Raw genomic sequence first — 14,991 nt, 5'->3', positions numbered from 1 at the left:
GTGAGATTTATTACACTATTCCACTATTTCCGACTCTGGTTCTCTCAGTACCAACTCAGACATCAAATCAGGCAAAAACGGTTTTTCCCCATCTTTGGGTGTCTCAGTTTGATCTTCAGCAGCAGGTAGCCAGTTGATAAATGGTAGGGGCAATAGCGTACTGAGGTTAGTAATTAACACCAACAGCCAAAGTGACTCAAAGTTCGTTGCGGTAATCCCCAGCCAATACGTGATTAATGCCCCAAATGCCCGAGAAACCGTTCCAGCAGAATTAAATACCGACATTAATAAGGCAAATAATGTCGCTTCCACACCAGAGGGACAAAGCCTTGCTGCTAGAACCATCACTTGCATAAAGGCAATTTGACCCATCACAGAAAGAACAACACTATCACCCAAACTAAACCAGTGGTCATCTATACCTAACCGCCTGTTTGTGTGAGTCACTAACAACAGCATCGTCATCCCTAAAATTGACGAAAGGACGGTACTCCAAGCAAAAATCACGCGAAAAGGGATGCTTTTGAGGAAACGTTGAAAAATCCAAACACCTGCTAGAGAAGCGAAACTTGTTACTAAGTGTACCCGCCCCAAAAATTCTGGTTCAAAGTGTAATTCGTTGGTAGAGAAGTAGAAAAAGGCTGAGTCAGCACTTGGCGTAGCTTGCCAGACGAAGATAAACGCCGTTGGTAGCCAAATTGTTTTTTGGGTAATGGCTTGGCGTAGCTGCTTCAGTTGATGTTTGATTGGTAAAGAGTTGGTGTAATCATTACCTTGAGAATCTTTGCTAACGGGGGACTCAGCAATTAACCAAGCTACCCCTGAAACGATGAGAGGAAACAAGGCGGTAATTGCAAAGACAGTACGGGTAGTAAAGTATTGGAGCAGCAGACCGCTAAAGTATGCTGTTATCAAACCTCCGATCGCAGAAGCACCCCAGCACACAGATTGTAGCGAACCGGCTTTCGCTTGCGATTCGCCTCTGGCTCGTTCAACAACCAGTGAGTCAACTATGACATCACTCATGGCGACAGAGAGAGAACTAAGAGTGATCGCTAACGTAGCTGCCCAGGTAGTATGAACTATTGTGGCCAGACTTACCCAGGAAGCAGTTCCCAGTATCCCAGATAAAATCAAGTAAGGACGCCTACGATAGCCAAATATAGGCAAGCCATCAGAGATAAAACCAAACACTGGCTTGATCATCCAAGGTAGCAAGACAATTCCGAATAGCGCCGAAACCTGGACTGGACTCAGCAGCAGTTCATCTTTGAGGAAAAAGCTAACGGCTAGACGCGATAGCCCTAAAATTCCTTGGACAAAGTAAACGGTGAGAATTGCAATTAACTCAGCATTGGGTTCATTACCCAAGAAGATTTTTTGTGTTAACGAGTCTTTGACTTTGGACAAGCCAGATGATTGAAGCACCATTCGATAAATATTTTTTAAATTTTATCTACTTTTCTATCATATCGATATCTTAAGACCTGGGCTTCAGGATCTAGTTCTTAAGCCTCTGGACTGGGCAATGCCGACATCTCCAAGCTAAAGCAGGAACTAATCCAGGTATTGTCTAACTTTCTGGAAGTGTTGTAGAGCAGCTGATGATAAAATAAATGACAAAAGAATTAGGGCGAACATACCTAAGTAAACTCGCCCTAACTTGTATTTAATGTTGAATTCTCACTGGAACTTTTGAAATCCTGCCTATGGCACACTACGCCAACATGGAGTCTAGAAGTAGAGTATAGAGAAAATCAGGCAAATCTTACTGAGCTATAATTAGTACTTTTTAAGAAATTGCTTTCCACTTTGCAACTTCTCGTTATTGCGCTTGCAGAGAAACTTGATGATCCAACGCCAGAATGCCCAAGACTTAAACCAGCACCGCATAAGTCCAGCATCTCTGTAACACTTTTCCCATAAACGACTGCGGTTAGTACATTAATTGCAAAGACCAACGGCATAAAGACTGGAACAAAAAAAACGGTGCTATTAACGTTGCAAGTGACATTCCCTTAATTATCATTAAAAGTGCAGAAGATCCTTAATGTGAGCCAGAAATCGTCTTGTTTGCAAATTGCAACAGTTATGACAATTGCAAAATTGACTTTTTATTGACTCGACGAGTCAGAACTGAAGTAGCACCCACCAAACCAATTACAAGAACTCCTAATACAGAAGAAGACTCAGGAACTGCTGCTGTAACGACATTACCGGTGATACTCTTGTAGCTAGTGGCGACTGTGTGATTATCTGATTCAAAACCAGTTCCGCCAACATTGGTGAATTGAACCTGATCAAAAGTTCCGCCAACATCGTAGAAGTTGATAAACGCAAAAGGTTCTCCAGAATCCTGATTTTGGAATGTCGAATTAGGATTACCGTAGTAGCTGGCTTTATTTGGTAGCTTTCCGATATAACTAACCACATCAGCGGTAGTCATACTTTGTACAACCTGACCTTGTGAAAGAAATGTAATTACGTTGTTACTATCTCCCGCAGACCACCAAAGTCCAAAGTAACTTTGTGCGGTTGTCAAATTTAGGGTAGAAACCGTTTGACCATTACCTGATCTACTGGTATCTACATCAAAATATTTGCCTGTTCCACCAGCACCACCATATTGATCTGCATTCACGATCAAAGTCTTCTGATAGCTACCAATATTTGTTGTTCCATCATTCCATTGAAAGCCTGTTGCACTGTAACCTTGTGTTTGTGCATCAAAATTTTGTATATGAGCATTAACAAGATTTGATAATTGTGCATTTTGCACGCCTGGGTTTTCTATTGATACCGCAAAAGACGCAGCCATTACAGGACGGGTAACAGTAGCCAAGGACAAAACAACACCAGAAGCGATCGCGGACTTAATTAAAAGACTTTTCATTGGACAATCCTTTTCGTTTTTTTAATCTTTCGTGTTCATTGCCTCATTGTGCGATGTGCCTCAAAATTCCAACATCAGAAGGATTACTACTTTTTCGATTTGATTATACTTAGATAAAAATGTAAGTTGTTGGACTTTATTTTCAGGGAAATCACTGACATTATGTTCTATGATGTCTATCACTTATGTAAAAAGCGTGAAGTTATCAGTGCAAAATTGTAAAGAAGCTTTATTTAAAAGACGTACTATTTTGTGATTTGTAGACAGTTTATATTTTTCTGGTTCTATATCAAGAAGGTATGAGGCATTGGACTATACCAATCCTTTGAAAACCTGTGTTTATCCCTTAACTGAATAGTTTTTCAATTTCATGCTCAAGATTACCTTGGTTATTCTTTAAGGTAATTACATAATATGCATAATGCTAGAGTGATTAACTTACCAATCTATTTCTGACAACTGATTGCATCAATTTTCACAATATATCTAGAAAGTTCTAATATCTTTGATAACTCTGGAATTGTTGTAATCGGAAACGTAATTGTTTTTTCTGCTTCAAGGAAATCCCACGTTCTTTGACAGGTAGCCGTCGGCTGCCTCTAACTCCTTCTCTCACAATTAGTCTTTCTCCGTCAACTATGCCACCTTAGTTTTTTTTTGACATGGGTAGTAACATGAATTAAACTACCTCTTGCAATTAACAAAAGAATCTTTATCAATGCATCCGATTGAAGAAGCTGCTGTCCCTACTCGCGTTATAGGTTTAATTAGTGGCACATCCGTAGATGGCATAGACACTGCGTTGGTAGAGATTTCCGGTACAGAATTAGATATCAGAATTGAGTTGCTAGCTGGGGCAACATATCCTTATCCAGCCGAACTCAGAGAAAGAATATTGGCAGTTGGTGCAGGCGTTGCCATCTCAATGGCAGAATTTGCAGAAATAGATGATGCGATCGCTCAAGTCTTTGCCCAAGCCGCCCAAAATATTCAAATTGGTCATCAGCCAGCCACTCTCATTGGCTCCCACGGTCAGACGGTTTTTCATCGACCACCTGGGGTAGTAGGGGAGCAGGGGAGGAGAGAAATCTTGATTTCTGACTTAGCAGGGGCTAAACGCCCTGCTACCGTTAACAGCACTCCCTTGGGTTACAGCCTGCAACTAGGGCGCGGTGCATTAATTGCTAATCTTACAGGCATTACAACTGTGAGCAACTTCCGCGTTGCTGATATCGCTACTGGTGGTCATGGTGCGCCTCTCGTGCCCAGAGTAGATGCCTATTTGCTCAGTCATCCTGAAGAAGGGCGTTGTATTCAAAACATTGGTGGTATTGGTAATGTTGCTTATATTCCGCCTCAGTATGGCGACTGGCTCTCAAAAATTCGCGCTTGGGATACTGGTCCAGGAAATAGTCTGTTGGATTTGGGGGTGGAGCATTTAAGCGCTGGTGCTAAAACTTACGATGAAGATGGGAATTGGGCAGCGAGTGGTACTCCTTGTCATCCGTTGGTAGAACAATGGCTCAACCAAGACTATTTTCATCTGCCGCCACCCAAATCTACTGGTCGAGAGTTATTTGGTGTGACTTACCTACATCAGTGTTTAAAAGATGCCCAAGCATACCAACTCAATGCTGCCGACGTACTGGCAACTCTCACCGAACTTACAGCTGCTTCAATTGTTCAGAGTTATCGCACTTTTTTACCGGAAATGCCACAACGGGTACTATTATGTGGCGGTGGTAGTCGCAACCTCTATTTGAAACAAAGATTACAGTTATTGTTGACATCAATACCAGTCTGGACTACAGATGAAGTCGGTTTGAGTGCAGATTTTAAAGAAGCGATTGCCTTTGCGGTTTTAGCCTACTGGCGAAATTTGGGTATTCCTGGCAACCTACCTACTGCCACTGGGGCACCTCAAGAAGTGCTTTTGGGAGAAATTCACAGAGGTCAGTCCTGAGTCGTGAGACAGGAACAATAAATAAGATAAAAAAATTTCTTTATTCAGCACTCGCAACTCAACACTGCTATAACTGTAGTCTTGGCGGCACTCGATCAAGGCAGGGAATATAGAATGTGGCTCATACTTTTTTATTGGAACCAGGACGCTGGGCAATGCAAGGAAATTGGCTGGAACGTAATGGTATGCCAATCAGCGTCAAGGGTATGACCTTGGTAGCTTGGAATCGAGATAACTGGTTCACTATGGCTACAAAGCTGATATTCCCAGGTAGCGATCGCTCCGAAATCTCTCTGCAATACAAGGGGCGGCTGCATGATGGAGAGCGTCAGTATACTTTTTTACTACAACATAATATTTTAGGGCAGGTTGAAGGTGAAGGCTGGATTGGTCTAGATACTATTGTGCAGCGTTACTGGGTACTAGGCGATCGTCAGCGTCGTAGTGGTTTTGAAACCCTCCACCGGATTTCGGAAGATACATATTACCTCAGTAGTGGCATCTTGGCTGGTCATTTTTTGACTAACACAATGGAAGCTAGCCTAGAGCGCCAGTCAACTTAAACGCTGTATGTTTAGGCTGGAAGCCCACTGCTTAAACAACTCTGGCAACGTTCAATGTCTCATATCTGACCTTAAGGAGTGATCGTTTATTTTCACCAACCTACTGAGTTGTATACTAAAAAAGTAGTTACCAAATTATTGTCAGGATTTTAGCATTTTTACCGAACCGTGTAGTCTGGAGTTGAGTTTCGTGAATCCTAAAGTATCTGTCATTATCCCTGCTTATAATACTGAAGCTTATATTGCCAAGGCAATAGAGTCAGCCTTAGAGCAAACGCTCACTGATATTGAAGTTATCGTGGTCGATGATGGTTCAAGTGATAAAACTGTAGAAGTCCTTAAAAGTTTTACTGACCAACGTCTCAAAGTAATAGTTAATCAACAAAACCTTGGGGTTTCTGCTGCGCGTAATCGTGCCCTCAGAGCAGCCCAAGGAGAATGGATTGCTGTTCTTGATTCAGATGACTGGTATGCTCCCGAAAGATTAGAAAAGCTTGTGTTGCTGGCAGAGGAAACAAATGCAGACATGATTGCTGACGATCCTTATTTAATCAAAGATGGTGCTACATCTCCTTGGAGTACATTGATTCAAGAAAGTGGAGAACATATAGATAAAATTCTCCAAATTGATCTCATTTATTTTGTGGAAACTGATATCTATGGAAAAGCAGGATTGCGTCTTGGTTTAAGCAAGCCTATATTCAAACGAGAATTTCTGGTTAAGCACGGCATTGAGTACGATGAAACCCTCAGCATAGCTGAGGACTTTTGGCTTGATCTGAAATGCTTAATCAATGGTGCTCGCTTTTTTATTGTGCCAGAACCCTATTATTTCTACCGCTCACGCCCTATTTCTCTTGTACGTCAAAGCATATTGTTACGTCTAAATCAATACTTAAGTGCTACTAATTCTTTCATGCAACAAGAAGTTGTGAAAAAAAATCCAGCTTTAATGCGTGCTCTGTCTTATAATCTTGCAGTTTATCAGAAAAATCTAGCTTACTTTCAAGTTGTAGTGCCTATAAAGCAAGGAAAATGGTTAACAGCATTAAGAAAAATGGGAGAAAACCCCTACTTTTTTCCTGATTTTATTTCCCGATTTAACACTATTATTGAACGTCGAATTCAATACTATGTGAAGGGTAATAAATCAGTTTATGACATGTCTTATAACGTAAATAAAAAACGAAAAGCTACCAATTAGTATTATTACAGTTTTATCAATAAATAATACATCTTTAGAGGATGGTTTAAAAGGGTCTTTTGCTATCCTAACTAGGATAGCAAAGTATCTCAATATATGGCTAAAACTTTGATTTATCGTCGAAGTTAACCCAAGTGAAAATAGCAAAATTATACCTATTGGGACTTTTAAAACATTCTCTTACATAGTCAGAATCAGCTTTAAGATTAAAAACCTGGTCAGGCAATAAGTATTTGTGATTATCCCTACTTACAAAACAAAGGCAGATGACAGTCTTACTGAAGGTAGGAGGAAAGTACTAATCAAGCAAAACTTTAGTTGTGGATCATGGCTCACTAAAATAACAGTTATAAATCCTAATAGACTAAAGCATTGTTTACAAGACCTGGCGGAGCTTGGATCTGATAAAATCTGCCCAGCAGGGCTTCATGTCATCCCCTCAGGCTTTATTTATATTCAAAACTCCGCACTCATTACTCAGTTATCAGAACTCTGTGGTGAATGTGGTGCTACCTAATTAAGCTTTTTGGCAGCTACTATAGTTATCTATTGAGTCAAAATTGGGCAAACTAAAATTACACCACAATGAAAATGCAAAATGCTACAAAGCGTCATTATAAGTAGGTCAGCACGAATCAACCTAACTATGTAACAAAATGTAAAACCGTCAAAGTCCTTGTGATTGCAACTCTTGGAGATGCTACGCGTAGCTTGCTTCTCCGTAGGAGTACGTTGCAGTCCGTTTCAGTAGCAATGACATACTTATAAATTTTCCCCCCACCTACTTAAATCTACCCTTTCTGCTTGTTTGATCTGGCATGTTGCACTAGTTGTAATAACCGTCTCGATTGCAAACTGCCAGTTCATGGTTTCAATGTTTTAAAAAAGGACTGAAAAAAGCTAGTACAGCACCGCGTAAATAGACCAACGATTGGAAATAGCCCAAAAGTCTAGCCTATAAGCTTTTTGACTTTTGACTTCCATTTCTGCTTTGTGGTACGAGCCTAGAAAGTCATTTCTGGGCGCAATAATTCAAATCTCAGTTTGAATGCACTTTTCCTCCCAAACACTTACAACCCGCTTTTGGATTCAAATTCTCTATGTCAGACCCCAACATTGGTCGCTTACTCAGCAAACGCTACCAACTCCAGGAGTTAATCGGTACTGGAGCAATGGGTCGAGTTTATCGTGCTAAAGATACTTTGTTGGGAGGTGTACCTGTTGCAGTTAAGTTTCTGGCGCTATCAATCCAAAATGAAAAGATGCGATTGCAAGACCGCTTTGAGCGAGAAGCAAAAACCTGTGCTTTACTAGGGCAAAAAAGCATCCACATTGTCCGAGTTATGGACTATGGCGTAGACGACAATAATACCCCGTTCTACGTCATGGAATACCTACAAGGACAAAGCCTGAACAATATTATTCGCAAGCAACGACTGCCTTTACCAAGATTCCTGAGTATGGCGCGTCAACTCAGCCTAGGGTTGCAGTGCGCTCATGATGGCATCCCAGTTGAGGGTGCTATTTGCCCAATTATCCATCGGGATGTTAAGCCAAGCAATATACTGGTGATTCAAGATGCCAGTTTCGGAGAATTGGTCAAAGTTCTAGATTTTGGGATTGCAAAGTTATTACAGTCAGATGGCGACCATACAAAATTCTATTTGGGGACATTGGCTTATTCTTCTCCCGAACAAATGGAGGGTAAAGAATTAGACAATCGTGCTGATATTTATAGTTTGGGAATTATGATGTTTGAGATGCTCACAGGCAAAATGCCACTGGTGGTTCCATCTCATTCTTTTGGAGCATGGTATAAAACACATCACTATCAAAAACCACGTTCTTTTGCTGAGGTTGCGCCTGGATTAGAACTACCAAAAGAAATTGAAAATTTGGTGATCAGCTGTCTAGCTAAAGTAGCACGCGATCGCCCCCAAAGTATCACTGAAATCCTAAAAGTTTTAGCGTCTCTAGAAAAGCCTGAGCATACACGCGAAATTAAGCAAGATCATCCGCTAGTTCCTGTTACTACAGTCAGCACTGAGCTTGAACAAAAGACAAAAGCCGATTTGCAGGTATCCTGGTCAAACGATGAAATCGCTCGTGCCATTTCCTGGCCTCAAAATAAACCAATTGCCGATATTGTCTTTCCCCAGCCTATTCATACCAATGGAGAGATTTTACCCGCCCTGTGGGTGATGCTACCGCAAGAAGAAATTCAAAAGCGCTTAGTGTGTACCCGCTATAACCAATTTCTGTTCATCTCTATTCCCCATCCGATGCTGCTATGGATTACTGTCATCTACAATCACAAACATAGTGCTAAATGGTTCCCTTATTACCTTGATCTCAAAACCAGCCTTGGTCAAGAAATTGCTCGATTACTACAGCACACAGGTTATTACCGCCTGTTGTTCTTTGCACGAGAAACACCAAATAGCTGTACCCATATCTTACTTTCTAGTATCGCTTCTGCCCAGCGCCAACGACTGCAAGAGTGGGTCGCAATGAGCAATACAATGATGTCCTCTGCTGAGCCGCAAATTAGTAAAAGCTTACTCAAAAGCGAGTACGAAAAGATTAAGCCTCAAATTCTGGCAAAACTGGAAAGTATTGATACAGATTCTGCATACGACTTTTCTAGCTAGGAATAATTTCTTAATGTTACATATTTTAGATGGAAATAAGGAGTACTCACTCAGATAATGTAAACTTTTATAAACAAAATATATATAAAGATGTAAGTTCTAGTTATATGTATAAAGAGTGAAAACACTAGCTGCCAAATCACGGCTATCTAAATTCTCTGTCAATCTTCTTTGCTGTATACATTATTCCGGGGGGTTGTAAATTTACGTAGGTCAATCAGCACACTAACTGACGAAACAAAAGCAAGTCTATCTCAAGCAAACAGTAGATTTGTCCTACAAGATAAAAGTAAGTCTAGACTCTAACAGATGTGTCCTCAAAAAGTTTACTCATTGTTAGTTTTTTGAATTGGATTTTTGTCCAACCTTTGCAGAAATTAGTTATCGAAGTTGACGCCCCGACATCCCCAGCTCTTTTCCTCCTTGGAAACAAGCAAGAGAAGGAGGTCGCCCACTGCGACAGTAGAACGACTCTATGCCATAGTGGAACCGGAATCTAAGCCCCACTGGTGCTTAAGAAGTTCTTGATAAGTTGCCTCGCGCACTACCATTTGCTCATAAAGCTTTACTAAAAAGTCTTTGGCTTGCTCATGGCTCATATTTTGCACCTGAGTAGAAAATGAGCAGATGCTGAATTGCTGTTCTAAGGATAGTTTCATTGGTTGACTCATAAGTTAACTCCGAAAAAACAACGCGTAAAAATGATATCGCTCACAGAAGTCCAAATTGGATAATATTTGGACTTATAACTGTCCAACATTTGTTCCTCCGTATTAAGGAAGATAACAATTGTTTGACACATTGCCCACATCCTAAATGTGGACTTTTTCTGGTCTGATATCTTGCACCTAATCCTACTGATATACCACTTAAGTCAGCCGAGCCATATTCCGGAAAATAGGCTGCGTTTGAACTCAGACAAGTATAACTACCTCCCTGACTCCTGACTGCTTTGCATAACTCTCGTTTGTAAAGAAGCTCAGATGTTATCCTTAACCCTCGATAGTTTTTCTTAAACAGCAAAAACTAAGATGCTGTCTCCACCAGTATAGAGGAAGCTTTGGAGGGTAGGGATTTTAAGGAGGTTGGGGAATGAATAGTAATAAGCGTGAATTATAGTCGCTCTACCTTATTACGTGCAAAATGTCAATTTCCCAATTTGTGCAAATTCAGCCTCCTTAAATCACTTTGGAGGCTAAAAATATTTGTATCAAATTGTAAAAAGGAAAAATGCTCACGCTGAACAAATTGCTGAGTATATCTACTAAATAGGAGTCAGGAGTAAAAACTCATAACTTTGCTAATTCGGGATTTTAGATTTTTCCTTCAATCCCTGACGCAAGGATAGCGCAGCGTAAAGCCTGCGGCATGGCTTCGCTCGTTAGCGAGTCCGCGAGCATCTGACTCGCTAACGAGCGTTCGCGTAGCGTCTTTAAGAGTTGCCATGCTGTATGGCGCAGCCTCTCGTAGAGAAGGCTTTACGCTGCGCTATGCGCGGCATCGTCTCATACCACTTGCTACAACTCTTGGAACCACCAAGGCGCAGTGACTCCGCGGATACCAAAGCTACGGTGTACACACAAGTTTTTTAGGCGTTGCATAAATGTGGGATGAATTTGCAGTTGAAACCATTGAAAATTCCTTGCAAATTGGGCGAAATCATCCCATGATTTAGCAACACCATCTTTTAGAGTTGCCCCAGAGGCTTTTGATCCCCCCAACCTGCCGATAAATTGGGGGTCAAAAATTTCAAAGTCCGCCAATTTATTGGGGGATTTAGGAGGATCAGACGATGTTTTGCATTCTATGTAGAGATGTGTGTACACCGTAGTTCTCCCATTCGTGAGAAGGGGAGACGCTGCGCGAACAAGTCGGGAAACCCGCTGTTAGCACCTGACTCACCGCCCTGCTTCACCAAAATTCAAAATCTAACATTGAATAACTCATAACTTTTTAGTCAAGTGAGACGATGACAACTGTGATGTTATCGTGCCCTCCATGCTCCTTAGCAGCCTCAACTAGAGAAATGGCGACCTTATCAAGCCAAGGACTGTCTTGGAGGCAGCTAGCAATCTTCTGTTCGACAAGTTCTTCGGTGAGACCATCACTACATAACAGCAAGCGATCGCCAACTTTTACATCCAGTGGTTGCACATCAATCTGATGCAAGTCTTCACGCCCCAAACAGCGAGATAATACATGACGAAAAGGATGTAATCGTGCTTCATCTAAGGTGATGTCACCTATTTGGATTGCCCGTGCTACCCAAGTGTGGTCTTCTGTTATCTGTTCTAATTGCGACTCTCGGAAGCGATACAGCCGCGAATCGCCAACATGAGCGCACCAAGGCGACTCTGGGGAGCGAAAAATTACCGCTACAACCGTTGTACCCATGTCGCCGCGTTCAGGATGATTTTGCTGATCCTGCAAAATCGCTTCATTGGCACCCCACAACGCTTGCTCTAGCAATTCTTGAGAAGATTTAGAAGATTGCCAATTTGCCAGCAAATACGCCTGAATTTCTCCAGTGGCAATCCGACTTGCTTCCTCACCTCCGGCATGACCACCCATACCATCGGCAACAACGAAAAACCGTCCCTCTGGGTCGATATGGTAATTATCCTGATTATTAGAACGAATAAGTCCCGGATCGGTAAAACCCGTGAAATTAAGTTTCATAAATTTTTTGCAACAATTAATACATCCGATCGTAACGGTCTAGGCGTAAAAGTAGTCGGATCAGGATCACTGAAAGCCCTGCTGCAATTAAACCAGGCACTAGTGCCCACCATAGATAATTGTTAACCACTAAGATCGTAGCTGAAAGTGTGAAACCACTGATTAACAGAGCATAGCTTATTGAGAGCTGAATACTGCTCTGCCGCCGCAACAGCCGTTCAGTTTCTATAGACCGAACGCGCAAGCGCATGTCTCCCCGTTCTAGCTTTTCTAGCGTATCCTCTAACCTACGTGGTAAACCCAACGCAGTACTACTTACCTGAGCTGCTTGGCGACTTAATTCGTTAAGAAAGCTATTCCCCTCAGAACCATTCATATCGGTTATAAGCTGCATTGCATATGGTTGGGCAACTTCCATAAAGTTAAACTCTGGATCTAAACCTTTGCCTACCCCTTCTAAGGTAGAAAAGGCTCGCATCACAAAAGTGAAGGTTGCTGGAAATCTAAATGGCTGATTATAAGCTATTTCGTAAAGGTCGTCACTAATTGCTGCGACCGATTGATTTTCAAAAGGCTTATCCATGAAATGATCCAGCATGTACTGGACGGAACGCCGCACTGGGCCCATGTCATCGGTTGGGGCGATCGCGCCTAAATCGATCAGAGACTGAACAACGCGATCCCCATCTTTTTGGGCAATGCCAAACAGTGTTTGCATTAATCCTTCACGGACGTTGGACTTAATCCGCCCCATCATGCCAAAATCGTAGAATATCAAAGCACCACTTGCACTAATAGCAATATTGCCTGGGTGGGGGTCAGCGTGGAAAAAGCCACTATTGAGTAACTGTAGTAAGTAGGCTTGAGCGCCTTGACGAGCGATCACCTTTCGATCCAAACCCGCTGCTTCTAAAGCTTCGTATTGGCTAATTTTAATTCCAGGGAGATATTCCAAGGTCAACACTCTGGAAGTGGCATAACGCCAGTAAACTCTTGGGACATTCACCCAATCGTAGCCGCGAAAGTTCCGGCGAAAAGTATCGGCGTTACGACCTTCGTTAAGATAATCAATTTCTTCCCAAAGAATGCGGCAACACTCTTCATAAATACCCAACCAATCTCGCCCCCGTCCCCATTCGGGATGGTTTTGAAAGTAGCGGGTAATTCCCTTGAGAATTTGTAAATCTATTTCAAATAACTTCTTTAGTCCAGGACGTTGCACCTTGACAACAACCGATTCCCCAGTATGCAGCACAGCTTTGTGTACTTGCCCCAAGCTAGCAGCAGCTAAGGGAATAGGTTCAAAATTATGGAATAGTTCAGGAATTTTCTTGCCTAGTTCTTTCTCAATCGTCGCTTCTACTTGTTCATAGCTAAATGCCGGTACTTTGTCTTGTAACTTGGCTAGTTCTTCTACATATTCACCAGGGAATATATCAGCACGGGTAGAAAACAGTTGCCCAACTTTGATAAAGGTTGGCCCTAAATCCAGCAGGGTATTGCGAATCCAGACTGCTTGGGTTTTGCGTCTTGCAGCTTGCTTTGCCTCAGTCACACCACCTGGATAACTCCAAGATTTGTTGTATAGCCAAAGTTTAAACAATAAGGTCAAGACAAAAGACCAAATGTCCACAAAACGCCGTCTGCTAGAGTATTTTTCCCGATTCCAACGGTATGCCTTATCTGAATAACCTTGTTCCATATGCTGTGTGTACCGTTGGTTTGCAACCGAATCACTTAGAAGAAAAGACACTCTGATTCCTAAACTGTTTTTGATCAAGTGCCATTTGTGTTTTGTCTTTTGTCATTTGTGGATAATTTTTGGCCTAATGACTAATTACCAATGACCAACGACTAAATTTATGCAGAAGTTCGGCGATAATGTTGCAATTCTGTTCGTAACAGGGCAATTTCTGCTCGTAATTCATCAATATCTGCTTGCAAGTCACCTGAATCAGAATTAGCTTGCCCACTACCTGTGGTAGGTTGACCAGCATTAGCAACTTCTGCTGACCGATTTGCCCGTTCTAGGACTTCTTCTGTAAACTGGCGCAACTGCTCTCTAGCTTCCGCATCAAATTTACCCAGCTCACTCAAAGCATCCGTCAAGGCGACCTCTAAACGCTCATTAACTACTTCAGCTACCGCTCTGCCTACGAAAAAGGCTTGTACAAGGGGGTTACTCATAAATTTTTGTTACGTTGATCCGCAAGAGAATTATAACTTGCCTGTATGCTTTACGGCTTCTGCTGGGGAGTTAGAGATTTACGTGAGGCGATATGCGACTTCATCCTTGGCGAATAGAATTCACCAAGTTTACGGGCACACAAACGAGAGCTACACCGACCTGGGATCATATATATCGTGACATTCCAGTAACTCTCAATAATATTACTTTGCTGTACTAGGTGAATAGGTTGTCATTTGTAAATCGTGACATTCCAGTAACTCTCGATAATATTACTTTGGTGTACTGGGTGAATAGCTTGTCATTTGTAAGACGATGTTTGAAAAGTATTAGGCGAATATAATTCGCTACTACACAAACGTACTCCTTTGGAGAAGCAAGCTACGCGTAGCGTCTCGCAGAGAAGTCCACCTCCGTGGAAAGGATGAAAAATCAAGGGTTTTTAACCCACGTACCCCGTTGGCGAACTTGCAGGGTACGTGGGTAAAGTCTCGTGTAGCCGAGATTTCCAGTCGCCAAGGCAAATAATAAATTAGACTTTCCAAACATCTTATAAGGCTTGCTCTCTCAACTTGAAACTTTAAGTAATATTAATTCGGTTTAGATCATGAGAAATTACCCAAAGTGCTACTTGATAATCATTGATACCTACTATTATTTGTTCGACAGTTTCAATATCGATTTTTTGTAGTGCTAGTAACTGAACGTAAAACCTGTAAAAGTGGGGTGGTTTGGGAAGAATATGGTAAATATCCAAATGTAGTGCGATTCGCTGATTAGTAAAATCACGGTAATTAGTCCGTAAATAACTAATCCAGCCTGACAGCAGATTACTGTCACTAAAGGCTGA

At 41.8% G+C, this 14,991-nt stretch carries 11 protein-coding genes and 1 pseudogene; 5 read left to right on the top strand and 7 right to left on the bottom strand.

Annotation, left to right across the window (positions count from 1 at the left end; genetic code table 11):
* Positions 1-15: 15 nt before the first annotated feature.
* Positions 16-1,431, bottom strand: a complete 1,416-nt coding sequence (locus V7K21_RS22455; RefSeq protein WP_335177414.1) for a folate/biopterin family MFS transporter — start codon at positions 1,429-1,431, stop codon at positions 16-18.
* 658 nt (positions 1,432-2,089) lie between these two features.
* Positions 2,090-2,893, bottom strand: a complete 804-nt coding sequence (locus tag V7K21_RS22450) for an Npun_F0296 family exosortase-dependent surface protein (protein ID WP_334792778.1) — start codon at positions 2,891-2,893, stop codon at positions 2,090-2,092.
* A 718-nt stretch (positions 2,894-3,611) separates the two neighbouring features.
* Here V7K21_RS22450 and V7K21_RS22445 point away from each other — a divergent pair.
* From V7K21_RS22445 to V7K21_RS22430, 4 genes are all read left to right on the top strand, one after another.
* Positions 3,612-4,856, top strand: a complete 1,245-nt coding sequence (locus V7K21_RS22445) for an anhydro-N-acetylmuramic acid kinase (protein WP_335177413.1) — start codon at positions 3,612-3,614, stop codon at positions 4,854-4,856.
* 116 nt (positions 4,857-4,972) lie between these two features.
* Entirely contained in the window at positions 4,973-5,419 is a 447-nt protein-coding gene (locus tag V7K21_RS22440; RefSeq protein WP_273762642.1) for a hypothetical protein, read from the top strand.
* Between the two features lie 190 nt (positions 5,420-5,609).
* On the top strand, positions 5,610-6,623 hold the full coding sequence (locus tag V7K21_RS22435) for a glycosyltransferase family 2 protein (protein ID WP_335177412.1): 1,014 nt from the start codon (positions 5,610-5,612) through the stop codon (positions 6,621-6,623).
* A 1,100-nt stretch (positions 6,624-7,723) separates the two neighbouring features.
* Positions 7,724-9,274: a serine/threonine-protein kinase gene (locus V7K21_RS22430; RefSeq protein ID WP_335177411.1), complete on the top strand. Its 1,551-nt coding sequence runs from the start codon at positions 7,724-7,726 to the stop codon at positions 9,272-9,274.
* 473 nt (positions 9,275-9,747) lie between these two features.
* Here V7K21_RS22430 and V7K21_RS22425 read toward each other — a convergent pair whose 3' ends face one another.
* From V7K21_RS22425 to V7K21_RS22405, 5 genes are all read right to left on the bottom strand, one after another.
* Positions 9,748-9,945: an NblA/ycf18 family protein gene (locus tag V7K21_RS22425; RefSeq protein WP_335177410.1), complete on the bottom strand. Its 198-nt coding sequence runs from the start codon at positions 9,943-9,945 to the stop codon at positions 9,748-9,750.
* Positions 9,946-10,791: 846 nt separating this feature from the next.
* Positions 10,792-11,037 carry a hypothetical protein gene (locus V7K21_RS22420; protein ID WP_335177409.1) on the bottom strand — a complete coding sequence of 82 codons (246 nt, stop codon included), beginning with the start codon at positions 11,035-11,037 and terminating at the stop codon, positions 10,792-10,794.
* Between the two features lie 190 nt (positions 11,038-11,227).
* Positions 11,228-11,953: a PP2C family protein-serine/threonine phosphatase gene (locus V7K21_RS22415; RefSeq protein ID WP_335177408.1), complete on the bottom strand. Its 726-nt coding sequence runs from the start codon at positions 11,951-11,953 to the stop codon at positions 11,228-11,230.
* Between the two features lie 16 nt (positions 11,954-11,969).
* Positions 11,970-13,655, bottom strand: a complete 1,686-nt coding sequence (locus V7K21_RS22410; protein WP_335177456.1) for an ABC1 kinase family protein — start codon at positions 13,653-13,655, stop codon at positions 11,970-11,972.
* Between the two features lie 158 nt (positions 13,656-13,813).
* Positions 13,814-14,140 (bottom strand): DUF6825 family protein, encoded by a 327-nt coding sequence (locus tag V7K21_RS22405; protein ID WP_335177407.1) that lies wholly within the window; start codon positions 14,138-14,140, stop codon positions 13,814-13,816.
* Between the two features lie 682 nt (positions 14,141-14,822).
* Here V7K21_RS22405 and V7K21_RS22400 point away from each other — a divergent pair.
* A pseudogene (locus V7K21_RS22400) lies at positions 14,823-14,906 on the top strand (Uma2 family endonuclease); the annotation flags it as partial.
* Between the last annotated feature and the right edge of the window lie 85 nt (positions 14,907-14,991).

This window comes from Nostoc sp., assembly GCF_036919595.1.
Taxonomy (GTDB): Bacteria; Cyanobacteriota; Cyanobacteriia; order Cyanobacteriales; family Nostocaceae; genus Nostoc.
This window is presented reverse-complemented; position numbering and strand designations above follow the sequence as displayed.

Excerpts from the sequence above, each read along its gene's own strand:
- V7K21_RS22455 (WP_335177414.1), bottom strand. The coding sequence starts at position 1,431 with ATGGTGCTTCAATCATCTGGCTTGTCCAAAGTCAAAGACTCGTTAACA.
- V7K21_RS22450 (WP_334792778.1), bottom strand. The coding sequence starts at position 2,893 with ATGAAAAGTCTTTTAATTAAGTCCGCGATCGCTTCTGGTGTTGTTTTG.
- V7K21_RS22445 (WP_335177413.1), top strand. The coding sequence starts at position 3,612 with ATGCATCCGATTGAAGAAGCTGCTGTCCCTACTCGCGTTATAGGTTTA.
- V7K21_RS22430 (WP_335177411.1), top strand. The coding sequence starts at position 7,724 with ATGTCAGACCCCAACATTGGTCGCTTACTCAGCAAACGCTACCAACTC.
- V7K21_RS22425 (WP_335177410.1), bottom strand. The coding sequence starts at position 9,945 with ATGAGTCAACCAATGAAACTATCCTTAGAACAGCAATTCAGCATCTGC.
- V7K21_RS22415 (WP_335177408.1), bottom strand. The coding sequence starts at position 11,953 with ATGAAACTTAATTTCACGGGTTTTACCGATCCGGGACTTATTCGTTCT.
- V7K21_RS22410 (WP_335177456.1), bottom strand. The coding sequence starts at position 13,655 with ATGGAACAAGGTTATTCAGATAAGGCATACCGTTGGAATCGGGAAAAA.
- V7K21_RS22405 (WP_335177407.1), bottom strand. The coding sequence starts at position 14,140 with ATGAGTAACCCCCTTGTACAAGCCTTTTTCGTAGGCAGAGCGGTAGCT.